The following is a 24,751-nucleotide window of genomic DNA, read 5'->3' on the forward strand; positions in this document are numbered from 1 at the left end:
AGCACTTTCGCGTATCCGGGCTCGAGCGGGGCGATCCCGCCGATCCGGCGGTGGATCCAGTCCGCCACCGCGCCCAGGGCGTAGTGGTTGAAGCTGGTCATCTCGCCCGGGTTGAGGGATCCGTCCGGCAGCATGGAGTCCCACCGCTCCCACACGGTGGTCGCGCCCATCGTCACCGGGTAGAGCCACGACGGGCAGTCCCGGGTCAGCAGCAGCCGGTAGGCGTCGTCGAGGTGGCCGGTCAGCGTCAGGGCCTCGGTGACGTACGGCGTCCCCGCGAACCCGGTCGACACCCGGTACCCGCTGTCGGCCACCAGCCGCGCGAGCCGGCGGCCCGCGGCGAGCGGATCGTCGAGGAGCCCGAAGACGATCGCCAGGGTGTAGACCGTCGTGCAGTCGGAGCGTACGGTCCCGTCGGCGCCGACGTACTCCCGGTTGAAGGCCGCCCGCACCTGCCGGGCCTGGTCGCGGAACTCGGCGGCGTCCCCGGTGCGGCCGAGCAGCGCGGCGGTCTCGGCGACCAGGGTCAGTGACCGGTGATACGCGGCCGTCGCCACCACGCCCGGGTCGGCCTTGGCCTTCGCCGGGGCGTCCGGCGGCGCGTCCGGATCGAGCCAGTCCCCGAACTGGAACGACGCGTCCCACACCCCGGTCGGCGACAGCAGCGTCCGTACGCGCCGGACGTGCGCGGTCATCGACGGGTACTGCTGCTCCAGAACGCCGCGCTCGCCGTACGCCTGCCACAGCGCCCACGGCACCCACACCGCCGCGTCCGACCAGAACGCCGTACTGTCCGGGTCGGGGAAGTCCGGCGGGTGCGGCTGGTACTTCAGGATGTCCGGGACGACGAAGGGCACGAGCCCGCCGGCCGCTCGCTGTTCCGCCGCCAGGTCGGCCAGCCAGTCCGCGAGGAAGCCCGACACGTCGAAGAGGTAGGCGGCCGACGGCGCGAACACCGCGATGTCCCCGGTCCAGCCGAGCCGCTCGTTGCGCTGCGGGCAGTCGGTCGGCAGGTCCAGGAAGTTGCCCCGGGCGCTCCGGACGACGTTGCGGTGCAGCTGGTTCAGCAGCTCGTCGGAGCACTCGAACTCCCCGGTGCGCCGCAGCCGCGTGTGCACCACGACCGCCTCGGCCGCCAGCGGCACGCCCGCGGGCCAGCCGGTGATCTCCGCGTACCGGAAGCCGTGGAAGGTCATCGTGGGCTCGAAGACGTCCTCGCCGCCGCTCAGGACGAACCGGTCGGTCGCCTGCGCGTCCCGCAGCGGCCGCACGCCCAGCTCGCCGTGCTCGAGCACCTCGGCGTGCCGGACCCGGATCTCGCTCCCGGCCGGCCCGGTGACGGTGCAGCGCAGCCAGCCGACGAGGTTCACCCCGAAATCGAGCAGAGTCCGCCCGGCCGGCGACGTCCAGACCCGCTGCGGCGGCACGCTCTCCTGCCGGGTGACGCGATCGCCCAGGTACGGCGTGAGCCGCGCCGTGTCGAAGTCCAGCACCCGCACGGGCAGGAACCAGTCGGGCTCGCCCCCGGGCGTGTACCACTTGGCGGACCGTCGCCGGGCGTCGACCGTCTGCCCGTCGTACAGGTCGTCGGCGAGGACGTCGGAGCCGCCCGCCGTCCACGTCTCGTCGGTGACCACGGTTTCCCGGTGGCCGTCGGCGAAGGCGACCTCCAGGGCGGCGATCAGCCCCAGCCGGTCGCCGTAGAACGCCTTGCCGCCCATGAAGCCGAGCCGCCCCCGGTACCAGCCGTTGCCGACGAGCACGGTGAGCACCAGGGGCTGCCCGGCGCGGACCAGGGCGGTGACGTCGTGGCTGAGGAAGCGCAGGCGGTGCTCGTACGCGCTCCAGCCGGGGCTGAGCACGTCGTCGCCCACCGGCCGCCCGTCGATCCGGGCCTCGTGGACGCCGAGGCTGCTGAGGTGCAGGGTGGCCCCGGTGACCGGGCCGTGCCCATCGGCGGGCGTGATCTCGGTGCGGAACAGGGGAGCGGTGCCCAGCTCGGCGGCCGGGGTGATCATCTGCGCGGTGTGCAGCATCGGAAGCCTCTCCGTGGTCGTCATCCCTTGACCGAGCCGGCGATCATCCCGGAGACGATCTGCCGCTGGAAGATCACGAACATGACCAGCGGCGGGATCGTGACCAGCAGGATGTCCATGAACAGCAGGTGATAGGCGTTGGTGTAGGTGCCCTGGAAGGTGAAGAGGGTGAGTTGCACGGTGGCGTTCTGGTCGCCGGGCAGGAAGTAGAGCGGGCCGGCGAAGTCGTTCCAGACGAACACCGACTGCACCACCACGACGGTCACGATGATCGGGCGCAGCAGCGGGAACACGACCCGGAAGAACAGGCCGACCGGGCCGGCGCCGTCGATGACCGCGGCCTCGTCCAGCTCGCGCGGGATGCCGGCGATGAACGCCTGGAAGAGCAGCACGCAGAAGGCCATCGCGTAGGCGATCTCGACGAGGATGAGACCCGGCATCGTCTTGAACAGCCCGGTCTTCTGCAGCACCCAGATCGTGGGCACCACGGCGGGCGGGATGACCAGCCCGGAGAGGATCACCAGGTTGAGGCCGCTGGTCCACCGGCCCTGGCGCCGCTGCAGCACGAAGGCCGCCATCGCCGCCAGCACGACCACGACCGCGACGCTGGCCACGGTGAGGATCGTGCTGTTGATGAAGGCGATGATCAGTAGGTAGTCGCGGGCCTCGACGACCTCGCGCAGGTTCTGGACGAACGCCCAGTCGGCGGGCCACGAGAACCGGAGGAGGGCGGCGTCCTGCTGGGTCTTGGCCGCGGTGAGCAGGATGAACGCGAAGGGGACCAGGAAGACGACGGCGAACAGGGCGATCGCCAGCGCGCTCAACCCGTAGCGGGGGCGCGTACGCGTGCTCATCGGTCCTCCCTGCGGTTGAAGAACCTGAAGAGCGGCAGGACGATGAGGATGACCAGCAGGAACAGCACGACGTTGCCCGCGGTGGAGAGCCCGTAGAAGCCGGCCTGGTACTGCTTGTAGACCACCGACGCCATCACGTCGGAGGTGAATCCGGGGCCGCCCTTGGTCATCGCCCAGATGAGGTCGAACTTCCGGAGCCCCCCGATGAGCGACAGGATGATCACCGAGACGATGGCCGGCCTGGCCAGCGGCAGGGTGATGGTCCGGAAGCGTTGCCAGGCGCCCGCCCCGTCGACCCGCGCCGCCTCGAAGTAGTCGCCCGGGATGGACAGGATCCCGGCCATGCAGATGACGGTGGCCAGGCCGACGCCCTGCCAGACGTCGACCAGGGCGACCGAGAGCAGCGCCCACTGCGGGTCCACGAGCCAGGCCGGGCCGGAGATGCCCACCAGGTCGAGCGCCTGGTTGATGACGCCCCGGGTCGGGTGCATGAGCACCTGGAAGGTCAGGCCGACGCCGATCGTGCTGACCAGCACCGGGAAGAATGCCACCGAGCGCAGGAAGGCGCGGCCGAGGATGGGGCCGGTGAGCAGCACCGCCAGGGCCATGCCGAGGACGACCTTGAGCCCGGAGGTGACTCCGGCGTAGACCACGGTGTGCCACAAGCCGGAGGCCAGGGCCGGCTCGCGGAAGAACTGCGCGTAGTTGTCGAGGCCGATGAACTCCTGGTCGAACAGCGTCCAGCGGGTCAGGCTGAACCAGAACGCCAGCAGGGAGGGGACGAGGAAGAAGACGGCGAAGACGAGGCCGCCGGGGAGCAGGAACCAGTACGGGTACGGGCTCTTCCGTTTCCCGCCCGCTTCCGTGGGCTTGGCCTCCACCGCGGCGACGCGGGTCATCACCATCCCGTCAGTCCCAGCTGCTGGGCCTGCTTCTTGACGTCCTCGTCGTAGAGCTTCGCGCCGGCGGCGGGCTCCCGGATGCCCGAGCCGACCTCGACCGTGATCTGTTCCAGCGCCGGGCCCTTGATGGGGGACAGGAACTCCAGCGCCGGGCTCGCGGCGCCCGCCTCGACATAGGCGCTGAGGTGCTTGACCGCGGGCGCGACGGTGTCCGGCAGCGGGCAGGTCCGCACCGCGAACGGCCCGCCGACCGGGGCGGCGCCGGCGTAGGCCGCGCAGCCCTTCGGGGAGGCGACGAAGCTCTGGAACTTCTTCGCCGCGGCGAGCTTGTCGCCCTCGGTGCTCTTCGGAATGTAGATGCCGGACGGCTCCCACAGCGTGGCGCCGTTCTTCGCCGCGTCGTCGCCGGGCAGCGCGAAGAAGCCGACGTCGTCGACGTTGTCCGGGGCGGCCGTGGACAGCGCGGGCACCCCGAAGGTGATCATCGGGTAGTGCCCGGCCTTGCCGGTGGCGACCGCGGCCAGGCCCTCGTTGTACTTGGCGGAGGCGAAGTCGTCGTTGAAGTATCCGGCCGCCTTCAGGTCCGCCAGGTGCTGGAAGCCGGCGAGCGCCGCCGGGGTCGTGGCGAACTTGGCCTTGTTCGCGGTGTACTGCTCGGCGAAGCCGGGGTGGGCCGCGGCCACGTTGTGGAAGTCGGCCAGCACGAGCACCTGCGAGGTCCAGGTCTCGCTGTAGGTCTGCTCGACCGGCGCGACGCCCGCCTGCTTGATCCTGGCGTTGTTCGCCATGAAGCCGGCCCAGGTCTTGGGCACCTGCAGGCCGAGCTCGGCGTAGAGCGGGAGGTTGTAGAAGATGCCGCCGCCGACCACGCTGCCCCAGGGCGAGCCGTAGACGTCGGTGCCGGCGGTGACGACCTGCTTGAACGTCGGGTCGAGGTCGCCGACCCAGGGCTCGGCGGAGACCGGCGTCAGGTTGGCCTGCGGCGCCAGGGCCTGGAAGAGCGACCCGGAGTTGTACTCGAAGACGTCCGCCATGTCGCCGGTCGCGAGGCGGGTCTTGACCAGGTTGTCGCCCTCGCTGCCCTGCGGGCGGGTGTCCAGGGTGACGTCGACGCCCGGCTCCTCGGTCTCGAAGGCGGCGATGACCGCCTCGGCCACCTTGACGTTGGCGGGGTCGTTGTTGGTCAGGAAGGTGATCGCGGTCTTGCCGCTGCTGTCGTCGTCGCTCGAGCCCAGCGAGCCCGCGCTGCAGGCCGTCAGGCCCAGGCACAGCGCGCCGGCCGTCAGGGCCGCTCCGAGTCTCATGGGTCCTCCTCTTGTAGATCGGTCTCCACATGTGACTGCGGTCACAGTAGACCGATCTACGTCGGGTTGGCAACGAGCCCCGTCGATCGCTCTAGAGTGGTCGCATGTCGATCAGGAGGGGCCGGTCGGCCACGATCAGCGACGTGGCGCAGGCGGCCGGGGTCTCGCGGGCCGCGGTGTCCAAGGTGATCCGCAACGCCTACGGGGTCAGCCCCGCCATGCGGGAGCGGGTCGAGAGCGCCATCGAGCAGCTCGGCTATCGCCCCAGCGTGGCGGCCCGGGCGCTGCGCGGCTCCAGCTACCGGCTCGGCCTCGAGATTCCGTACACCGGCGCCCGCTTCATGACCCAGATCGTCGAGGGCGCGCAGCGGGCCGTCGCCGGCACCCCCTACCAGATCATCCTCGCCCCGGCCGACGGCCCGGGCTACGGCACCCTCGAGTCGCTGGCCGACGGACTGGTCGACGGCATCATCGCCGTCTCCCCGCTGGTCGACCCGGCCTGGCTGGAGGACCTGGCCCGCCGCGTGCCCGTGGTCATGCTCGGCCGCCACGACACCCCGCGGGGCTACGACACCGTCACCGGCGACGACCACGCCGGCGTCCGGGCCGTGATGGAGCACCTTCTCGGCCTGGGTCACCGCCGCATCGCCCACCTGACCGAGCCCGAGGAAGTCACCGCCCCCGGCTCCGGCACCCCGCACGCCGTCCGCCTGGAGGTCTACCGGGCCTGCATGACCGAGGCGGGACTGTCCGGCCACATCCACGTCGCCCGCCGGCACTCCAGCGGCGTCAGCGCCACCGCGGCCGCCGCCGCCCTCCTCGCCCTCCCTGAGCCCCCTACCGCCATCCTCGCCGGCCACGACGACATGGCCCTCGACGCCCTCGCCGCGGTCGGCCGCCGCCTGGCCGTGGCCGGCTACGACAACACCGACCTGGCCGCCCACCCCCTCATCGACCTCACCTCGGTCGACCAGCAGGGCCCCGAGATGGGCGCCCGGGCTGCCACGATGCTCCTCGAGCGCCTCCAGGGCCGCACCGAGCCCCGCCGCCACGTGGCCCCCACCACCCTGCGCATCCGGACCTCCACGACAACCCCCCTCCCGCACTGACCCGGCCCGCACCTCCTCGGGGAAAAGGAATTGATCGAGTGGCGGCGATCCGGAAGGCTCGGCCGGTGAGCCATCCGCGACCCCACGACGGCCCGGCGCCGGCCACCGGCGTCGCGGCTACGCCCGCGCGGCTCTCGAGGCGCTGCTGGCCCGGGCCGCCCGGGAGCCCGGCGTCCATCGCGTGCGGGTCAGCATCCGGCCCGGCAACCTGCCGTCGTCGGGCCTGGCGCTGCAGTACGGCTTCCGCCGGGTCGGCGAGCAGTGGGACGACGAGGACGGGCTCGAGATCGTCTACGAGCGGCCGGCGTGACGGCCTGACCGGATCCGCCCTCCCGGCACGCGAAGTGCGGCACCGATCACGCCGGGCGCGGCATCGATAAGGGTTCGTGATCGGGCGCGATCGTGATCTGTCATTGGACCCGCGGCCCTAAAGCCTACTAGCTTGATAGGCGTTACGGGGAATCCGGCGCCGCGTTCCCTGCCGCAACCCTGGGCAAGGAAAGAGGATCCCGCATGAGCGACTCGACGATCCCGGCCACCGCCGCACCGGAGGCCGAGTTCATCAGTCTTTCGCACCTCAACCCGTCGACCGAGCTGAACCCCGTGCCGAGCCGGGGCATCGACCTTGCCTACTTCCGCAAGTACGTGCGGGCGCTCGAGGACGGCGGCTACGACTACACGCTGCTGCCCTACGGCTCCGGCAGCGCCGACTCGTTCGTCACGGCGAGCGCGGTCGGGCAGCTGACCGAGCGGATCAAGCCGATCGTGGCGCTCCGCCCCAACACGACGTTCCCGCTGGTCGGGGCGCAGAAGCTGGCGACTCTCGACCAGCTCACCGAGGGCCGGGCGGTCGTGCACCTGATCTCCGGGGGCAACGACGCCGAGCAGGCCCGCCAGGGCGACTACCTGCCCAAGAGCCGCCGGTACGCCCGCACCTCCGAGTACATCGACCTGCTGCGCCGCGCGTGGACCGAGCCGGCCCCCTTCAGCCACGACGGCGAGTTCTACAAGTTCGACGAGTTCGGGCCGGGTTTCGCCCCCTATGAAGCGCCGGGAGAAGCGCCGGCAGGAGCGCCGGGAGGAGCGCCGGCGGCAAGGACGATCCCCATCTCGATCGGCGGCCAGTCCGACGAGGCGTTCCAGGTCGGCGGCGAGAAGGCCGACATCTTCAGCTTCTGGGGCGAGCCCCTCGCCGACCTGCGCGGCGAGATCGACCGCGTGCACGCCATCGCCAGGAACGCCGGCCGCACCACCCTCCCGAGGATCTGGGTCACCTTCCGCCCGATCATCGCGAAGACCGACGAGCTCGCCTGGAAGAAGGCCCACGAGTACGTCGAGAAGGTCGCCGCCACGCACGCCAGGGCCCCGCGCTGGGGCGGCGCCACCCCGCAGAACGTCGGATCCCAGCGCGCCCTGCAGCACGCGCGGCAGGCCGAGCTCTACGACCGGGCCCTCTGGACCCGGACGGCGGCGGTCACCAACGCCGCCGGGGCGAGCACCGCGCTGGTCGGCTCGCCCGAGACCGTCGCCGCGGCCATCCTCGACTACGTCGACCAGGGCGCCTCGCTGGTGTCGATCCGCGGCTACGACACCCTCGCCGACGCGATCGACTACGGCGAGCACATCCTGCCGCTGGTCCGCCAGGAGCTCGCCCACCGCAGGGCCACCGGGCAGCGCGGCACCCTCCAGGCCGACCACCCCGGCAACTACGCCCCGGAGTACGCCCGGCTGGCCCACGCATGATCACCCCCGACCTGAGCGACGAGGCCCTCGCCGCTGTCACCGCGGAGATAGCCGAGACCGCCGCGGAGTACGACCGCACGGGCGCCTTCCCCGAGAAGGGCCTCGACGCCGCCCATCGCGCCGGTCTCCTCACCGCGACGGTAGGCCGGCGATTCGGCGGCCCTGAAGCCGGCGCCCGCGACACCGCGCGCATCCTGACCGCACTCGGCGAGGGCGACGCCTCGGTGGCCCTCCTCGCCGCGAACACGCTGCTCACCCATGCCGGGCAAGCCCGGAACCCGACCTGGCCGGCCGCCTGGTACCAGGACTTCCTCCAGCGGCCGGGCCCGGCGCTCGCCAATGCCGTCCGCGCCGAACCCGAGCTCGGCGCCCCGGCCCGCGGCGGCCTCCCGAAGACCACCGCCACCCGCACGGCCGACGGCTGGGTCGTCAACGGCCGCAAGGCCTACGCGACCGGCGGCGCCGGCCTGACCTACCACGTCGTGTGGGTGACCGCCGGCGAGAAGGTCGGCCACATCGTCGTGCCGGGGGACTCGCCCGGCATCACCTGGATCGAGACGTGGGACCACCTCGGACTCCGCGCCTCGAACACCCACGACGTCATCTACGAGGACGTCGAAGTACCGGAGGACGCCTTCACCGAGATCCCGCGGGGCGCCGACGGCGTCTACCGCGACCCGGCCGCCATGGCGGGACCGGGCAGCTTCGGCCACCCCGCGCTCTACATCGGCGTGGCCCGCGCGGCCCGCAGAGCGTTCGCGGACTTCGCCCGGACCCGGGTCCCGGCCGCTCTGGGCAGGCCCATCGCGGAGACCGAGCGGATCCAGACCGTCGCCGGCGAGATCGACCTGCAGATCGCCCAGGCCGAGACCCTCCTGTACGGCGCCCTGGAACGTGCGGAAACCGATTCCGGCACGTTCCAGCCGCAGCTGTCGCTCATCAAGGTCGCCATCGCCCGCGCGGTCATCGCCGCGACGCAGACGGCCGTGGCGGCGCTCGGCAACCCGGCCCTCTCCCGCCACCACTCCCTCGAACGTCACCTGCGCGACGCGCTCTGCATCCGCGTCCACCCGCCCCAGGAAGACGCCGCGCTGCTCGCAGCCGGTCGTCGTGTGCTCAATCAGTGAGGAACCCCATGAGACGTCTCGTGACAGCAGCCGCCGCCGCAGCCCTGCTCGGCCTCGCTGCGTGCGGCAGCGGCGGAGCGGGCGCCAGCGACGGCACGCCCCGGGCCGGCGGCACGCTGAAGATCTCCTTCTGGCCCGACAACGCCAACTTCTCGTGCATCGACCCGTTCCAGGTCTACTGGATCGAGCACCGGTCGATCATCCGCAACTTCGCCGACTCGCTGACCGACCAGGACCCCGAGACCGGCAGGATCGTGCCCTGGCTCGCCGAGAAGTGGGAGATCAGCGCCGACGGGCTGACCTACACGTTCCACCTGCGGGACGGCGTGACCTTCGCCAACGGCAAGCCGCTCGACGCCCAGGCCGTCGCGGACAACGCGCTCGGCTGGATCGACACGGTCAAGCAGACGAACGGCGCCGCGTACGGAGCCTCGTACATCCAGGGCCTGAGCGGTGCCAAGGCCGTGGACGCCCGGACCGTCCAGTTCACGCTGAGCCGGCCGAACTCGTCGTTCCTGCAGGCCACCTCCACGACGAACCTGGCCATCACCGACCCGGCGGAGTTCCAGCTGCCGCCGGCCGAGCGGTGCACCGGCAAGGGCGTCGTCGGGTCCGGGCAGTTCCAGCTCGACCACTACACGCCCAAGGTCGAGACCGTGCTGACCAAGCGCCCCGGCTACAGCTGGGGCTCGGAGACCTCCGAGAACCGCGGCGAGGCCCGGCTCGACAAGGTGATCTTCACCTATGTCGCCGAGGACAGCGTCCGCACCGGCAACCTGGTCAGCGGGGCCATCGACGTCGCGTGGCCGCGCAACCCGTTCACGCCGCAGGACCAGACGCTCATCGAGAAGTCCGGCGACACGATCGAGCAGCGGTCGCTGCCGGGTCCCGCCTCGGCGCTCTACGCCAACACCAGCGCCGGCCGGCCGCTGAGCGACCCCGCGGTCCGCAAGGCCATCGTGAAGGCGATCGACACCAAGACGTACGCGGCGACGCTCTTCGGCGCCGACTATCCGGTGGTGCAGGGGCTGTTCGACACGACCACCCCGTACTTCAAGGCGCTCGGCGACAAGATCGCCTTCGACCAGGCCGGCGCGAAGCAGATCCTCGACGCGGCCGGATGGGTGGCCGGCGCCGACGGCGTGCGCGCCAAGGACGGCAAGCGGCTCGTGCTCGACTACCCGCTGACCACGGCGGCCGGCGGCGGCCCCGAGCTGCTGCAGGCCCAGCTCAAGGACGTCGGCATCGAGCTGAAGCTGCGCCAGCTCACCACGGCGCAGTCGGCGACCTACCTGACCGAGGGTTCCTACGATTTGACCGGCACCTACTTCACCCGCGCCGACCCCGGCGCCCTGCAGTTCATCCTCAACCCGGACGTCGCCAACTCCAAGGGACTCGCGCAGCGCTTCGGCTCGGCCGCGGACATCGCCAAGGTGCAGCAGCTCTTCGCCAAGGCGGTCGGGACCACCGACACCAAGCAGACCGAGCAGGCGTACGGGGAACTGCAGGACTACCTGATCGACCAGGCGCTCATGATCCCGCTGTTCGAGCGGGTGCAGAAGGCCGGCGTCGGCAAGGACGTCCACGGGTTCGCGTTCACCTCCGAGGCGTTCCTCAAGCTCAACGACGTCTGGAAGGGGTGAGCCGCCCGTGACCAGGTACGTGGCGGGTCGCATCGCCCAGGCGGCCGCCGTCCTGTGGGCGGCGTACACGCTGACCTTCGCGATCCTCTACCTGCTGCCGAGCGACCCCATGGAGCTGCAGCTCGCCGCGGCCGGGATCCAGCCGGACAGCCTGACCGCCGGGCAGGTGACGGCGATGAAGGCCCAGTTCGGGCTGGACCGGTCGATCGGGGCGCAGTACTGGCACCACCTGACCGGCCTGCTGCACGGCGACTTCGGCATCTCGCTGAGCCAGCGGGTGCCGGTGAGCGAGCTGATCGCCCAGCGCATCGGCCCGACCCTGCAGCTCAGCGCCGCCGCCGCGGTGGTGTCGCTGGTGGCCGGCTCGGCGCTGGCGTACCTGGCCACGTTCTTCCGCTGGAACCCGCTGCGGGTGGCCCTGACCCGGCTGCCCGCGGTGGGGGCGTCCTTCCCGCAGTTCTTCGTGGCGCTGTTCCTGATCCAGTTCTTCTCGTTCCAGCTGGGCTGGTTCCCCGCCATGGGCACGGAGGGGGTGTCCTCGCTCGTGATGCCGGTCGTCACGATCTCGGTGCTCGCCTCGTCCGTGCTCGCCCAGGTGCTCATCAAGAGCTTCGACGAGACGCTGCGCCAGCCCTACATCGTCACGGCCCGCGCCAAGGGCCTGTCCCGCTCGGCGGTCCACCTGCGGCACGCCTTCCGCAACGCCGCCCTGCCCGCCATGACCATCCTCGGCGTCATCGTCGGGGTGACCGTGACCAGCTCGATCGTCACCGAGACCGTCTTCACCCGCGAGGGCGTGGGCCGGCTGGCGCAGGAGTCGGTGCTGGCGCAGGACGTGCCGGTCGTGCTCGCGGTCGTCACCATCGCCGCGACCGTCTTCGTCACGGTCAACCTGATCGTCGACCTGCTCTATCCGCTGCTGGACCCGCGCATCTCCCACGTGGTCCGGAAGGGAGCGCTGTGACCGCACAACTCGTGGAACCGGTTGCCGTGGATGTTCCCGTGCCGGCCGAGAAGGCAGCTCCCCGGGGCGCTCACCTGGCCCAGCTCGCCCGCAAGCCCCTGTTCCTCGTCGCCGCCCTGTACGTCGTCTTCGTGCTCGTCTCCGCCTTCTTCCCGCGCCTGTTCACCTCCCGCGACCCGTACGAGACCGATCCCGCCTCGGCCATGCGGGGACCGGGAGCGGAACACCTCTTCGGCACCGACGTCTACGGGCGGGACCTGTGGACCCGGGTGCTCTACGGCTCGCCCCTGACCATCAAGGCGACACTGATTGCCCTGGCCATCGCCCTGCTGATCGGGCTGACGCTCGGCATCGTCTCCGGCTTCTTCGGCGGCGTGACCGACGCCCTGCTGATGCGCTCCATCGACGTGCTGCTGGCCATTCCGGGGCTGCTGCTCGCGCTGTCCATCGTGACCGCGCTCGGCTACGGCACGATCCCGGTCGCCGTGGCCGTCGGCGTGGGCATCGTGCCCGGCTTCGCGCGCACCACGCGGGCCGAGGTGCTGCGGGTCAAGACGCTGCCGTACGTGGAGGCGGCGCGCGCGGGCGGCGCCGGCTGGGGACGCGTGCTCGTCCGGCACATCCTGCCCAACTCGTGGGGCCCGGTCGCCGTGCTCGCCGTCCTCGACGCCGGCGTGGCCGTCATCGCGATCGCGTCGCTCAGCTTCCTCGGCTTCGGCGCCGCGCCACCCGCCGCCGAATGGGGCACCCTCATCGCCGACGGCCGCAACTACCTCGTGACGTCGTGGTGGCTGAGCCTGCTGCCCGGCCTGTTCGTCGCGCTGCTCGTGCTCAGCCTGAACCACATCTCCAAGACCCTCCAGGAGCTGACCCGATGACGCTGGTGGAGATCAACGGCCTGGACGCCGGGTACGTCCGGCACCGCACGGTGCGTCCCGCCGTCATCGGGCTCGACCTCACCGTGGCGCAGGGCGAGGTCGTGGCGCTCGTCGGCGAGTCGGGCTCGGGCAAGACGACGACCGCCAACGCCCTCATCGGGCTGTTGCCCGCCAACGGCCGCATCACCGCCGGGTCCGCCCGCATCGACGGCGTGGAGACCGCGGGCGCCAAGGAGCGGACGCTGCGCCGGCTGCGGGGCTCGGTGGTCGGCCTGATCCCGCAGGACCCGATGGTCGGCCTCAACCCGACCAAGCGGGTGGGCGAGCAGATCGCGGAGGCCGTGCGCCTGCGCGGCGTCCCCCGGCGATCCGCGTACGCCGAAGCCGTCGCCTTCCTCGACCAGGCGGGCGTGCCGGACGCCGCCGCCCGCGCCCGCCAGTTCCCGCACGAGCTCTCGGGCGGCCTGCGGCAGCGGGTGCTCATCGCGATCGCGCTCGCCGGCCGCCCGAAACTGATCATCGCCGACGAGCCGACGAGCGCGCTCGACGTCACCGTGCAGAAGCGGATCCTCGACCATCTGGGCGGGCTCGTCCGGGAGCAGGGCATCTCGCTACTCGTCATCACGCACGACCTCGCCGTCGCCGCGGACCGGGCGGACCGGGTCGTCGTCATGCAGCACGGGCGCAAGGTCGAGGAGGGCGATCCCGCCACGATCCTGACCACGCCGCGGCAGCGCTACACCCGGCAGCTCATCGCGGCGGCCCCCCGGCTGGCGCACGCCGGTCACGTGGTGCCCCGGCACGACGTACGCGAGCAGGCCGTGCCCCCGCCGATCCTTTCGCTTCGCCACGTACGCAAGACGTTTCCGGGTGGGTTCACCGCCCTGGACGACGTGAGCCTGACCGTGCCGCGGGGCTGGACGCACGCGCTGGTCGGCGAGTCGGGCAGCGGCAAGACCACCGCGCTGCGCGTCGCCCTCGGCCTCGAACCGGCGACGGCGGGCTCGGTGCGGCTCGACGGCACCGAGATCGCGGGCCTGAGCTGGGGCCGGATGCGGCCGTTGCGGCGCAAGGTCCAGCTCGTGCACCAGGACCCGTTCGCCACGCTCGACCCGAAGTTCACCATCGGCCAGTCGATCACCGAGCCGCTCGTCTCCTTCGGCATCGGCGACCGGCGCAGCCGCCAGGCCCGGGCCAGGGAGCTGCTCGACCAGGTCGCGCTGCCCGCGGCGTACCTGGATCGGCTGCCCGCGGAGCTGTCGGGCGGCCAGCGGCAGCGCGTCGCGATCGCCCGGGCCCTCGCCCCGCGCCCGGACCTCATCATGCTCGACGAGCCGGTGTCCGCCCTCGACGTGCTGGTCCAGGAGCAGATCCTGCGGCTGCTGGCCGACCTGCAGCGCGACCTCGGGCTGTCGTACCTGTTCGTCTCGCACGACCTCGCCGTGGTCGCCGAGATCTCGCACACCGTCACGGTGCTCAGCCAGGGCCGGGTCGTCGAGGACGGGCCGGTGGCCTCGGTCTTCACCGCGCCGGCCGGCGACTGCACCCGGGAGCTGATCGACGCGATCCCCGGCAAGCGGGCCGTCCCCGCGGGGGACGCCGGTGCGTGAGGCGCTGGCCGCCCAGTTCTCCGGCGCCCGGGCCCATCCCGGCCCGGCCGCGCTCGCCACCGTCACCGGACTGCTCAACGGCGCGACGATGGTGGCGGGCGCGGAGGCGGTCGGGTGGTCCACCGATCACCTCGTGGTGCCCGCTTTGGCCGGCGAGCCGGTGCCGGGGCGCGTGTGGTGGCTCAGCGCCGGGCTGGTCCTGGGCATCTCGGCCGTCCGGTGGAGCACGATCTTCGTCCGCGGCGTGGCGACCGGCCGCGTGCAGTACCGGGCGCAGGCCGAGACCCGGCGGGCCGTCGTCCACCGCTATCTCGACCTCGAGCTCGACTGGCACCGCCGCCGCTCGCCGGGCCGGCTGCTCGCCCACGCCGTCTCCGACGTGGACGCCCTGTGGTCGCCGATGCAGTTCGCATACTTCGCGCTGGGCATGGTCTTCATGCTGCTGCTCGCGCTCACCGAGCTGGTGCTGCGCGACGTGCTGCTGGGCGCGGTCGGGGCGGTGCTGGTCGCGCTGGTGCTCGGGCTCAACGTCGCGTACCAGCGCCGGCTGGCACCCCGGGCGCGCGAGGCGCAGGCGGCGCGCGGTGCCGTCGGCGCGGTCGCGCACGAGTCGGTCGAGGCCGGCCCGGTGGTACGCGGCCTGGGTCTAGCGGCGGCGGAGGACGCCCGCTTCGCGACCGCGGTCGAGCGGCTGCGCGCCGCGGACGTGCGGATGGCCCGGGTCAGCTCGGTCTTCGACCCGGTGCTGGAGCTGCTGCCCACCGCCGCCGTGCTCGCCGTGCTGGCCGTCGGCGCCCCGCGCGTGGCGGGTGGCACGCTGACCGCCGGCGCCCTGGTCGGCGTGGTCTACCTGCTCATCACCGTGGCCATCCCGCTCAACGTGATCAGCCGGTTCCTGTCCATGCTGCCGCTGGCCGCGGCGGGCCGGGAACGGGTGCGAGCGGTGCTGACGGACCCCGATGTCGTCCGCTTCGGATCACTCCGGCCCGGCTTCGGGGCGGCGCTGCGGGTGGAGCTGCGCGGTGCCGGGGCGGCCGGCCGGCTCGCCGGGACCGACCTGGTGCTCGAGCCCGGCACGATCACGGTGGTCACCGGGACGGTCGGATCGGGCAAGTCCACGCTGCTCGCTCTCGCGGCAGGACAGGTCACGCCCACCGAGGGCGCCGTGCTCTACGACGGCGTGGACGTGCGTGAGCTCGCCCGGGGCGTCGTGCCGGCGACGGTGGCGGTGGTGTCGCAGAGCCCGTTCCTGTTCGCGGAATCGATCCGGGACAACCTGACGCTGGCCGGACCCTGCGACGAGCTGAGCATCTGGCGGGCGCTGCGGGTCGCGGCCGCCGACGAGATCGTGCGCGGGCTGCCCGGCGGGCTCGACACGGTGGTGGGCGAGCGCGGGGCGACCCTGTCGGGCGGGCAGCGGCAGCGGATCTGCCTGGCCCGGGCGGTCCTGCGCAAGCCGCGGCTGCTCGTGCTCGACGACGCCACGTCCGCGCTGGATCCCGGGGTCGAGCGGCAGGTCCTCGACAACCTGGCCGCGCTGGTCCGCGGCGGCGGGACGACCGTGCTGCTCGCCACGAGCCGGCCGGACGCCGTGCTCGTCGCGGATCGGACTGTCGAGCTGCCCGGCGGTCTCCGTGCCGCGTGACGGCCGGCTGGTCACCGGGCTGCTGGCCCTGGCGGCGGGCGCGGGGCGGATCGTGGCGCCCCTGACCGTCCAGTACGCCGTCGACTCCGGGCTGCGTACCGCCGGGGTGGCCGTAGGCGTCGGCGCCGGGGCCGTCGTGGTCGCCGGGGTCTCGTCGTCGGTGCTCAACCGGCGGCTGCACGGGCAGGTCGAACAGGCGCTCGCCGGGCTGCGCCGGGCCGGGCTGCGCCGGGTGCACGCCATGCCCGCGGCCACCTTCGACCGGACCCCGGGCGCCGACCTGGTCACCCGGCTCACCAGCGACCTCGACCAGGTCACCACCTTCCTGCAGGGCGGCGGCATCCAGTTCCTCACCAACGCGGCGCAACTGGTGCTCGCCACGGTGCTTTTGGCGGCGTACAGCTGGCAGCTCGCCGTGCCCGTGTTGGTCATCACCGCGCTGCTGCTCGTGGCCATGGCCGGGCTGCAACGGCTCATCGCGCGCCGCTTCGACCGGGCGCGGCGGGACCTGTCGCTCCTGCAGTCGGCCGTGGCGGAGTCGCTGGCCGGGGCGCCGGTGATCCGGTCGACCGGGTCCGCCGGGCGTACGCGGGACAAGCTCGACCACGCCGTGGACCGCGCGCGGGACAGCCTGCTGCGCACGCTGGTGCCGTTGCACGCCAACACGTCCCTCGGCGAGCTGGCCATCTCGACCATGACCGTGGCGGTGCTCGTCGGCGGGGTGTGGTGGGCCGGGCACGGCGGTCCCGCGACGCCGCGGCTGACCTCGGGGCAGATCGTGGCCATGGTCTTCCTGGTGACGTTCTACGTGCGGCCGCTGCAGTTCCTCGTGCAGAGCCTCGGCGAGGCGCAGAACGCGCTCACCGGCTGGCGGCGGGCGCGGGCGCTGGCGTCGTCCCCGGCCGCGGTGGCGGGCGGTGCCGTGCTGCCGCCCGGTCCCGTCGGGGTGCGGCTGACGGGGGTGTCCGCGCGCTACGGGGACGGGCCGATCGTGCTGCACGACGTGACCGTGGAGGTCGCTCCCGGCGAGCACGTGGCGGTCGTGGGGCGTACGGGATCGGGGAAATCGACCTTCGCCAAGCTCCTGACCCGCCGCCTGGAACCGGTTTCCGGCGTCGTGGAACTGAGCGGCGTCCCGCTCGACCGGCTCGCGCCCGCCGCCCTGGCCGGCCGGGTCGTCACCGTGCCGCAGGACCCGTTCCTCTTCGACACCACGATCGGCGCCAACATCCGCCTGGGCCGCCCGGGCGCCACCGACGCCGAGCTGCTCGGCGTCCTCGACCGGCTCGGCCTGCACGACTGGTACGCGACGCTGCCCGCCGGCCTGGACACCCCGGCCGGGCAGCGCGGCGAGCGCCTGTCCGTGGGGGAGCGGCAGCTGGTGGCCCTGGCCCGGACCGCCCTGGCCGACCCCGACCTGCTGATCCTCGACGAGGCCACCTCCGGCGTCGACCCGGTCACCGACGCGGCCGTGCAGCGCGCCCTCGCCGTGCTCACCCGGGGCCGCACGACGATCGCCATCGCCCACCGCCCCGCCACCGCGGCGGCCGCCGACCGCGTCCTGGCGTTCTCCGCGGGCCGGCTTGCCTGGCCGGGAACAGCGGTCAGGCGGTAGCTTGTCGCCATGATCAGCACCGCGGAGTTCGACGCCTTCGGGCCCTGGGTCGACGAGGTGCCCACCGTCGCCGCCCTGCCCCGCCTCTACCGGGACTCCGGCGTCGACCCGGCCGCCTGCCGGCTGGTGCTCAAGGTGCCCCGCAACGTCGAGCGCCGCAACGCCCACCCGGGCATGCACCTCTACGACCACCTGATCGCCCTGGACGACGAGACGCTGGTCGTGCTGCACCGGCGCGAGGACACGTACGACACCGTGCGCGTGCCCGTCGACCGGATCGTGGCCATCGCGGACAGCACCCGGCTGCTCGACGGCCGGCTCACCGTGCACCTCGCGGACGGCGGCACGGTCGTCGTCCCGTACAACGGCTCCTCGAACGCCCCGATCCGCCGCCTGATCGCGCTGCTGCGCGCGTCCTACCTGCCCGTGGCCGCGCCGGAGTCCGGCGAGCCCGCCCGGCCCGAGCCGGCGGGGCTCGGCCGGGAGGACACCGGGCTGCTCAACGACTACGACGAGCTGATGCGGCAGGAGCCCGGGATGCGGCTGCTGAACGTCGGCCCGCGCCAGACCGTCCGGGCGGCCTCGCGCTGGGAGCGGCTCTACCGCAGGGCGCGGCCGCTCACCCTGCAGGCCGGGATCGCGGTCAGCGACGAGCGGGAGATCGTGCTGGTGCACCGCCGCGACTGGTTCACCCGCCACGCCGACGACATCTCCATGGCCCGGACCGTCCTGCCCCGCGCCCGGATCGACGAGGTCACCGCCCGCCCGCACGAGCGCTACCTCGGCGTCCACGTCGTCACCGTGACGGCCGGAACCACCCGCATCGAGTTCCCGGTCACCGCCGGCCCGGTCACCGACGCCCTGGTTACCTTGAAGGCGTGACGCGTCCGACGGCCCGTGTGCTGACCGTGCTGGAGGTGCTGCAGTCCGGCGGCACCCGGACCGCGGCGGACCTGGCGGCGCGGGTGGGCGTCGACGAGCGGACCCTGCGCCGCTACATCGAGCACCTGATCGACCTGGAGGTGCCGGTCGAGTCGGTGCGCGGGCGCTACGGCGGCTACCGGCTGGCGCCGGGCTTCCGCATGCCGCCGCTGATGCTCACCGACGAGGAGGCGCTCGCGGTGCTGCTCGGGCTGACGACCGGGCCGTCCGGGCCGTCCGGGCTGCCGGCCGGGCCGTCCGGGCCGGCCGCGGAGAGCGCCGCGGCGAAGGTGCGCCGGGTGCTGCCGCGGCCCCTCGCGACCCGGCTCGAAGGACTTCTCGCCACGCTGGAGTTCACCTCACCACCGTCGTCCTCGCCGCCACCGCCACCGTCGCCCTCGCTGGCATCGTCCTCGTCCTCGTCGCCGTTGCCGCCGCCGTCGTCGCCTTCGTCGTCGCCGGAGGCGGGGCTGCTTCTGCGGCTCGCGTCGGCGGCGCGGGACCGGCGGCCGGTGGCGCTGGACTACACCGGGCGGGAAGGGCGGCGGAGCACCCGCACCCTGCACCCGTACGGCATCGTGGCGCACGCCGGCAGGTGGTACGTCACCGGTGCGGACTCGGCGAGCGGCGAGGTGCGGACGTTCCGGCTCGACCGGATCGCGGGGGCCGGCGTGCTGGCGGGCACGTTCGAGGTGCCCGCCGGGTTCTCGCCCGCCGGGCAGGTGACCGGCGGGGTGGCGTACCGGCACGAGGTGTCGGTCGTGGTCGACGGTCCCGCGGAGCTGGTCCGGCGGCGGCTGCGCGTGAGCGGCGCCACGGTGGACGACCTGGGCGGGGAGCGGGCGCGGGTGCGGCTGAGCGCGGAGCGGCTCGACTGGGTGCCGGGCGTGCTGGCCGGGCTGGGCCTGCCGTTCGTGGTCGAGCACCCGGACGAGCTGCGCGACCACGTCCGGGACCTGGCCCGGCGCCTCGACGCGGCCGTCGTCCCCCGCGCGGAGTAGCGCCGTCGAACCGGCACGCGTGCCCGTCGCCTGTGGTGGGTGCGGCGGGCGGTGCCATCATGGCAGGGTGATCATCGAGACGCGTGGTGTCGACGACGTGCTGGCCCGGGCCCGCGAGGGGCTGCGGCGGCTCGGCCCGCACGAGGTGGCGGCGGCCGTCCGGGCCGGGGCGCTGCTCGTCGACACCCGCACCGACGTGCAGCGCCGGGAGCAGGACGAGCTGCCCGGGGCGCTGGTCATCGACCGGACGGTCCTGGAGTGGCGGCTCGACCCCGGTTCCCCGCACCGCATCCCCGAAGCCACGGGGTACGACCGGCAGGTGATCGTGGTCTGCCGCCAGGGCTACAGCTCGAGCCTCGCCGCGGCCAGCCTGCGCGCGGTCGGCCTGCACGCGGCGACCGACATGATCGGCGGGGTGGAGGCCTGGCTCGCCGCCGGGCTGCCCGTGACCGACGAGGCCGCCGACGTCCGCCGGTGAGGTTCCACCTGCCCGGCCCGATCCGCGCCGTCTCGGCAGGAGGCGAGTTGCCGCCCAGGACGCCGCAGGCCCGCGCGCTGCCGGCCCTGCTGCTGCTCCGGGGCGGTCCGTGGCGGCGGAGGATGCGGTGGACGCCTGGTGAGGCGAGCGCCCGCCGGGCACCGTGCGGACCCCTTCACCCGCACGCCGACGTGACGTCGACGCCCTAGACTCGGGCCATGGGGCACCCGATCATGTTCGACGACGCGGATCCGCTGCTCGCGAAGGTGCGGGAGCTGGCACTGGCGTTCCCCGACGCGGCCGAGAAGATCTCGCACGGGACGCCGGCGTTCTTCACGACGAAGGTGTTCGCCTACTACGGCGGCTCGGTCAAGTCGCCGGACGGGTGGGTGCGGCACGATCACGCTCTGCTCGTGCTGCCCGGCGAGGACGAGCGGGCGGCGCTGCTGGGGGAGGAGCGGTGCTTCGTGCCGGCGTACCTCGGGCCGTCGGGGTGGATCGGGGTGGACCTCGGCGGCGGCACCGACTGGGCGGAGATCGGCGAGCTGCTCGACGCGAGCTACCGCCGCACGGCCGGCGCGCGCCGGGTGGCGAGGCTGGACGGTTGAGGTTCGCCGGGTGGCGGGGCCGGATGGTGGCGAGGTTCGCCGGGTGGCGGGGCCGGATGGTGGCGAGGTTCGCCGGGTGGCGGGGCTGGACGGTGGCGAGCTTCGCCGGGTGGCAGGGCTGGGTGGTCGAGGTTCGCCGGGTGGCGGGGCCGGACGGCCGCTGAGTGGCGCCGGCGGCGGGTCAGGACGCGGTGCTGGTGGCGCGGAGGCGGCGGAGGGCGTGCAGGGCGGCGAGGCCCGTGGCCAGGTAGATCGACGCAAGCAGGACCGCCAGCTGGCCCCACGGCACGCTGAGCACGAAGCCGGTGACCCGCACGCTGATGACCAGGGCGGGAACCAGCGCGATCACCCCGGCGAGCGCCGTGGCCAGCAGGGTGAGCGCGCCCAGCTGGTAGCAGAGCACCTGCCGCCCCCAGGACGGCGAGATGCCGACGGCGATCAGCGTCGCCAGGTACCCGCGCAGGACGCGGGTCTGGGCGCGGGTGGCGGTCAGCGTCGCCGCCAGGACCAGCAGGAACGACGCGACGGCCGTGGCCACCAGCGCCGCCGGGGGCACGGGCGGCGGCGGGGCGGCGTACAGCTGGACCGTGCGGGCGTCGAGGCCGGCCCGCTCGACCGCCTGCTGCACGGCGGTCGCCTCCGCGGCGTCCAGGCCGCTCCACAGCACCGGGCCGTGCGCCGTGACGGGCAGCCGCAACCTCGTCGCGGTGTCCGTCAGCAGGACGCCGTCGGTGCCGACCCGCCAGCCCGCCAGGCCGGCCTCCACGGCGGCGGACGGCAGCTCGGCGGTCAGCCCCACCTGCCGGCCGTCGTCGGTGATCTCGACGCGGGCCGGCGTGTCGGGGTCGGGGGCGTCCGCCCACACCGCCAGCCCGCCGCCGGTCAGTGCTGCCCGCTGGCGTGCCGTGAGCGCGTGCCCCACGAGCTGCTCGACCTGCTCCGGCGAGTCCAGGACGAGGAGGTTGCCGATCCGGCCCTGCCGGGCGGCGGCGATCGCGAGGTCCCCGTTGCGGTCCGTGAGGAAGGCATACCGCAGCTCGGCGCGGCCCGTGGCGTGCGGCTCGGCCGCCGCCCGGGCGATCCGCTCGACCGCGGCGGGTGGTGGCAGGACGGCGCTCGCCCGGTCGGTCAGCAGCACCTGGCCGGGCAGGGTGTCCGGGTACGCCTGCGTGTCGGCCGTACGCAGCATGGTGCTCAGCAGGGTCAGGAAGCCCGCGCACCCGCCCAGCAGCAGGGTCAGCACGGCGAGACCGGCCATGGCCCGCTGCGGGTCGGCGGCGAGCTGGCGCCGGGCCAGACGGCGGCGCGGCCCGCCCTCGGGCAGGAGCCGCAGCAGCAGACGGAACAGCTCCGGCACGGCGAGCAGGACGGCCGCGGTGACCAGTCCCGCGAGCATCATCGCCTTGGCCGGACTGTCCACACCGAACGCGTAGAGGACGGCGTAGCAGCCCGTCGCGACGGTCAGCAGCTGCCGGGCGTCCCGCAGCCGGGCCGCGGTCCGCACGGGAAGCCGCCGCCGCACCACGCCCGAGCGGCTGCGGGCCCGGACGCCGCCGGCGACGACCCCGGTGACGACCACCAGCGCGACGAACTGCAGCACGGGCAGGAGCAGCCCGCCGACCGGGCCGGCGGGCCGGTCGCGGACCCCGGCGACGACCACGCGGGCGGCCGACCCGATGCCGAGGCCCGCGAGCAGGCCGGCGGCGGTGGCGGCGAGGCACCACAGGAGGGTGGCCGCGGTCGTCGCCGCGACCGCCGTCCGGGGCCGGACGCCGACCATGACCGTCCTGGTCACGGCCCGGCGGGCGGACCGGGCGCCGAGCCCGAAGACCAGCCAGACCGCGGCGACGGGGAGCAGCAGGGCGGGAATGGTGTAGCCGGCTGGCGTCTTGTCGATCCACGTGCGTTCCGGCCGGTCGAGCAGGTCGGCGCGGAGGGTCACGGTCTGCCCGACGAAGTCCGGCGAGGCCTCCGGCGCGCCGGCCTCGCGGGCCCGCCGGACCGCGTCGGTGAGGGCGGTCACGACCGCGTCCGGGCCGGCGCCGGCGTCGTTCCAGAGGACGAACGGCTGGGCGCCCAGGGCGGGGAAGCGGCCGGCGAGCCCGGGGTCCAGTCCCGCCCAGGTGCCCGGGGCGACCAGTAGGTTGGTGGTCGTCGCGTAGCGGTCGTCGACCGTGCCGACGATCCGCAGCGTGGCGCCGCCTCCCAGGACCGGCAGCGTCGTGCCCGGGGTCGCCGGCAGGTCGGCGGTGTCGGTGACGGCCACCTCGCCCGGCGCCGCCGGCCAGCGCCCGGAGAGCAGGCGGTAACGGGCGGGGTAGGGCTCGGCGGCCCAGCTCGTCTCGAGCATCGTGAAGGTGCGCACGGGTGTGGTGGCCACCTGGACGTCGGTGGCGCTGAGCACCACGGTCACGTCCCGCGCGCCGGTCGCGGCCACCCGGTCGTAAAAGTCGCGGGCGACGGTGCCGTCGCCGGGCGCGGCGACCACGCTGCCGTACCCGGCGGAGGCGCCGAACCGGCCGAGGTCGCGCTCGGCGACCTGGCTGCCGGACAGCGACAGCGTGCCGAGGATGACGAACATCGCAAGAACGAACGCGGCGGCAACGGCCACCAGGGAGGTCGAGAGCGCCGTCGTCCGGGAGCGGCAGAACCGGCGGGCGAGGCGGGCCGCCAGGCGCAGCTCGGTCACGGCCGCTGCCCGAACACGCCGTCGACGATCTCGTACGCCGTGTCCGCGTAGTCGCGGCAGCGGATGTCGTGCGAGCAGACGACCGCCAGCAGCCCCTGATCGCACAGCGACCGCAGCAGCTTGAAGATCTCCATGGTGTTGGTCGAGTCGAGCGCGCCCGTCGGCTCGTCGGCGAGCAGGATCCCGCGATCGCCCACCAGCGCCCGGGCGATGCCGACGCGCTGCCGCTGACCGCCGGACAGCTGCCGGGGAAAGCGCTTCTCGAGCCCCTCCAGCCGCACCCGCGCCAATTGCTCGAGGGCCTGCTCGCGGGCCCGCTCCGGCGGCACGCCGCTCGCCTCCAGCGGCAGTGCGACATTCTCGGCGACGGTGAACTCCTCGATCAGATTATGATCCTGGAAGATCATGCCGACGGTGTGCAGGCGCAGCGCCGCGCGCGTTTTCTCGTCGCTTCCGGAAATGTCGGTGCCGGCCACCTCGATCCGCCCCGACTCGGGCGTGTCGAGCCCCGCCAGCAGGTTGAGAAACGTCGACTTGCCGGAGCCGCTGGCACCGTAGACGCACACGAACTCACCCGGACGGGCGACGAAGTCGACGTCTCGCGCCGCCCACACCGACTCCACGTCGGTGCGGTAGGCCCGGGACACGCCGGCCACCCGGATCAGCGGCGCGACTACGGTGCCGCTCATCTCAGCAGCCGTTCGCGGTGCGCCAGGACGACACCTCGTCGCTGTTCAGCGGCGAGACGTTGTTGTCGTTGCTGTTGCGCGCCATGGTCTGCTTGTCGCCGCCGCCACCGGCGTTGGAGTACATGCAGCCAGTGTACGAAGCGGACCGGTTGGCCCAGGAGTCCATCTCGTCGTTGTTGTCGCCACTGAGATTGGTGATCGTGGTGCTGCCGTGGCCGCGCTCGCCGATCATGAACACGAAGTCGTTGTTGCCCCACATGCACATGTTGTTGGAGTCGCAGTCGCTGAGCGCGGCGTGGGCGACGCCGGGTGCGAGCGCCGCGGCACCCGCGACGATCATTCCGGCCACCACCGTCTTGATTCTCATGCGGTTTCCCCCATTGCTTCGTCGGACCTTCGTCCCGGCACGCCGGGACCCGTCGTCCGTCACGCCCGCTGCGGCGCGGCGGAAATCCGGCGGAAATGGCACGGCCGTCGCCCTGCAGTGCGGACGTCTGCGCTTTCCCCCGGTCGCGCGATCGCCACGGACAGCAAGGGAACGTGGGGCGCATCGGGGGCGGCGGAATCGTGCGCCGCCGGAACAAGCCCCCGTGGAAATGCCCCCATGTGTATTCGCCGTGGCGAATGGCAGGGCTGACGTTAAGTCGATGTAAACAGGTCGTCAACCCCGGATTTGCGGAGAAGATCGTCGATCTGCGACGCGGCCTGCGCGAACCGCCGTGAGGTCGCGGAAGTTGGCATGGTCGACTGTGGACCGATGCGGGTGCGTGGCTCAGCCGCGCGGGCCGTGGATCTCGGCGTGCAGGCGTTCCATGCGCTTGTCGAGGCGGGCGGCGTCCTCGGCGGCCTCGGCCAGCTCCTCGCGCAGGGCGGCGGGGATGTCGGGGTCGTACTTGTAGTAGATCTTGTGCTCGAGGCTGGCCCAGAAGTCCATG

The 24,751-nt window shown here is 73.2% G+C and carries 21 protein-coding genes and 1 pseudogene; 15 read left to right on the plus strand and 7 right to left on the minus strand.

From position 1 onward, the window contains the following. From RBH18_RS32660 to RBH18_RS32675, 4 genes are all read right to left on the minus strand, one after another. Positions 1-2,060, minus strand: a 2,060-nt coding sequence (locus RBH18_RS32660) for a family 78 glycoside hydrolase catalytic domain (RefSeq protein ID WP_306214322.1), incomplete at its 3' end; no start/stop codon positions are given. After that, positions 2,057-2,890: a carbohydrate ABC transporter permease gene (locus tag RBH18_RS32665; RefSeq protein ID WP_306214323.1), complete on the minus strand. Its 834-nt coding sequence runs from the start codon at positions 2,888-2,890 to the stop codon at positions 2,057-2,059. The genes RBH18_RS32660 and RBH18_RS32665, both read right to left, overlap by 4 nt. Further along, positions 2,887-3,795 carry a carbohydrate ABC transporter permease gene (locus tag RBH18_RS32670; protein ID WP_306214324.1) on the minus strand — a complete coding sequence of 303 codons (909 nt, stop codon included), beginning with the start codon at positions 3,793-3,795 and terminating at the stop codon, positions 2,887-2,889. The genes RBH18_RS32665 and RBH18_RS32670 overlap by 4 nt, the downstream gene beginning before the upstream one ends. Continuing rightward, complete coding sequence (locus tag RBH18_RS32675) at positions 3,789-5,096, minus strand: ABC transporter substrate-binding protein (RefSeq protein ID WP_306214325.1); 1,308 nt, start codon at positions 5,094-5,096, stop codon at positions 3,789-3,791. Before RBH18_RS32675 ends, RBH18_RS32670 begins: the two co-directional genes overlap by 7 nt. Positions 5,097-5,200: 104 nt before the next feature. Between RBH18_RS32675 and RBH18_RS32680 the strand changes: the two genes are divergently transcribed. The 15 genes and pseudogenes from RBH18_RS32680 (at position 5,201) to RBH18_RS32750 (ending at position 20,602) form a co-directional block, all read left to right on the plus strand. Next, positions 5,201-6,205 carry a LacI family DNA-binding transcriptional regulator gene (locus RBH18_RS32680; protein WP_306214326.1) on the plus strand — a complete coding sequence of 335 codons (1,005 nt, stop codon included), beginning with the start codon at positions 5,201-5,203 and terminating at the stop codon, positions 6,203-6,205. A 106-nt stretch (positions 6,206-6,311) separates the two neighbouring features. Beyond that, positions 6,312-6,515, plus strand: a pseudogene (locus tag RBH18_RS32685) (GNAT family N-acetyltransferase); the annotation flags it as partial. 203 nt (positions 6,516-6,718) lie between these two features. Continuing rightward, complete coding sequence (locus RBH18_RS32690; protein ID WP_306214327.1) at positions 6,719-7,948, plus strand: LLM class flavin-dependent oxidoreductase; 1,230 nt, start codon at positions 6,719-6,721, stop codon at positions 7,946-7,948. Beyond that, positions 7,945-9,075, plus strand: a complete 1,131-nt coding sequence (locus RBH18_RS32695) for an acyl-CoA dehydrogenase family protein (RefSeq protein ID WP_306214328.1) — start codon at positions 7,945-7,947, stop codon at positions 9,073-9,075. Before RBH18_RS32690 ends, RBH18_RS32695 begins: the two co-directional genes overlap by 4 nt. An 8-nt stretch (positions 9,076-9,083) precedes the next feature. After that, positions 9,084-10,718 carry an ABC transporter substrate-binding protein gene (locus RBH18_RS32700; RefSeq protein ID WP_306214329.1) on the plus strand — a complete coding sequence of 545 codons (1,635 nt, stop codon included), beginning with the start codon at positions 9,084-9,086 and terminating at the stop codon, positions 10,716-10,718. Between the two features lie 7 nt (positions 10,719-10,725). Continuing rightward, positions 10,726-11,682 (plus strand): ABC transporter permease, encoded by a 957-nt coding sequence (locus tag RBH18_RS32705; protein WP_306214330.1) that lies wholly within the window; start codon positions 10,726-10,728, stop codon positions 11,680-11,682. Continuing rightward, positions 11,679-12,560: an ABC transporter permease gene (locus RBH18_RS32710; protein ID WP_306214331.1), complete on the plus strand. Its 882-nt coding sequence runs from the start codon at positions 11,679-11,681 to the stop codon at positions 12,558-12,560. Before RBH18_RS32705 ends, RBH18_RS32710 begins: the two co-directional genes overlap by 4 nt. Further along, positions 12,557-14,170, plus strand: a complete 1,614-nt coding sequence (gene nikE / locus RBH18_RS32715) for a nickel ABC transporter ATP-binding protein NikE (RefSeq protein WP_306214332.1) — start codon at positions 12,557-12,559, stop codon at positions 14,168-14,170. The genes RBH18_RS32710 and nikE overlap by 4 nt, the downstream gene beginning before the upstream one ends. After that, positions 14,163-15,815, plus strand: a complete 1,653-nt coding sequence (locus tag RBH18_RS32720) for an ABC transporter ATP-binding protein (protein WP_306214333.1) — start codon at positions 14,163-14,165, stop codon at positions 15,813-15,815. Before nikE ends, RBH18_RS32720 begins: the two co-directional genes overlap by 8 nt. Then, entirely contained in the window at positions 15,805-17,430 is a 1,626-nt protein-coding gene (locus RBH18_RS32725) for an ABC transporter ATP-binding protein (protein ID WP_306214334.1), read from the plus strand. The genes RBH18_RS32720 and RBH18_RS32725 overlap by 11 nt, the downstream gene beginning before the upstream one ends. A 9-nt stretch (positions 17,431-17,439) precedes the next feature. Next, positions 17,440-18,312 (plus strand): hypothetical protein, encoded by an 873-nt coding sequence (locus RBH18_RS32730; RefSeq protein WP_306214335.1) that lies wholly within the window; start codon positions 17,440-17,442, stop codon positions 18,310-18,312. Beyond that, positions 18,309-19,352 carry a helix-turn-helix transcriptional regulator gene (locus RBH18_RS32735; RefSeq protein ID WP_306214336.1) on the plus strand — a complete coding sequence of 348 codons (1,044 nt, stop codon included), beginning with the start codon at positions 18,309-18,311 and terminating at the stop codon, positions 19,350-19,352. Before RBH18_RS32730 ends, RBH18_RS32735 begins: the two co-directional genes overlap by 4 nt. Before the next feature lie 67 nt (positions 19,353-19,419). Continuing rightward, positions 19,420-19,830, plus strand: coding sequence for a rhodanese-like domain-containing protein (locus RBH18_RS32740; protein ID WP_306214337.1), 411 nt, complete (start codon positions 19,420-19,422; stop codon positions 19,828-19,830). A 218-nt stretch (positions 19,831-20,048) separates the two neighbouring features. After that, positions 20,049-20,438 (plus strand): MmcQ/YjbR family DNA-binding protein, encoded by a 390-nt coding sequence (locus RBH18_RS32745; RefSeq protein ID WP_306214338.1) that lies wholly within the window; start codon positions 20,049-20,051, stop codon positions 20,436-20,438. Further along, positions 20,435-20,602: a hypothetical protein gene (locus tag RBH18_RS32750; protein ID WP_306214339.1), complete on the plus strand. Its 168-nt coding sequence runs from the start codon at positions 20,435-20,437 to the stop codon at positions 20,600-20,602. Before RBH18_RS32745 ends, RBH18_RS32750 begins: the two co-directional genes overlap by 4 nt. A gap of 17 nt (positions 20,603-20,619) precedes the next feature. On the opposite strand, the gene RBH18_RS32755 is transcribed toward RBH18_RS32750, so the two are convergent. From RBH18_RS32755 to RBH18_RS32765, 3 genes are read right to left on the minus strand one after another with little or no spacing between them, the layout of a single operon-like run. Then, positions 20,620-23,127, minus strand: coding sequence for a hypothetical protein (locus tag RBH18_RS32755; protein WP_306214340.1), 2,508 nt, complete (start codon positions 23,125-23,127; stop codon positions 20,620-20,622). Then, positions 23,124-23,816 (minus strand): ABC transporter ATP-binding protein, encoded by a 693-nt coding sequence (locus tag RBH18_RS32760; RefSeq protein ID WP_306214341.1) that lies wholly within the window; start codon positions 23,814-23,816, stop codon positions 23,124-23,126. Before RBH18_RS32760 ends, RBH18_RS32755 begins: the two co-directional genes overlap by 4 nt. A gap of 1 nt (position 23,817) precedes the next feature. Continuing rightward, the gene (locus tag RBH18_RS32765) at positions 23,818-24,183 is read right to left on the minus strand and encodes a peptidase inhibitor family I36 protein (protein WP_306214342.1); all 366 of its coding nucleotides are present in this window, start codon (positions 24,181-24,183) and stop codon (positions 23,818-23,820) included. Between the last annotated feature and the right edge of the window lie 568 nt (positions 24,184-24,751).

Source organism: Actinoplanes oryzae (genome assembly GCF_030757795.1).
Lineage (GTDB): Bacteria > Actinomycetota > Actinomycetes > Mycobacteriales > Micromonosporaceae > Actinoplanes.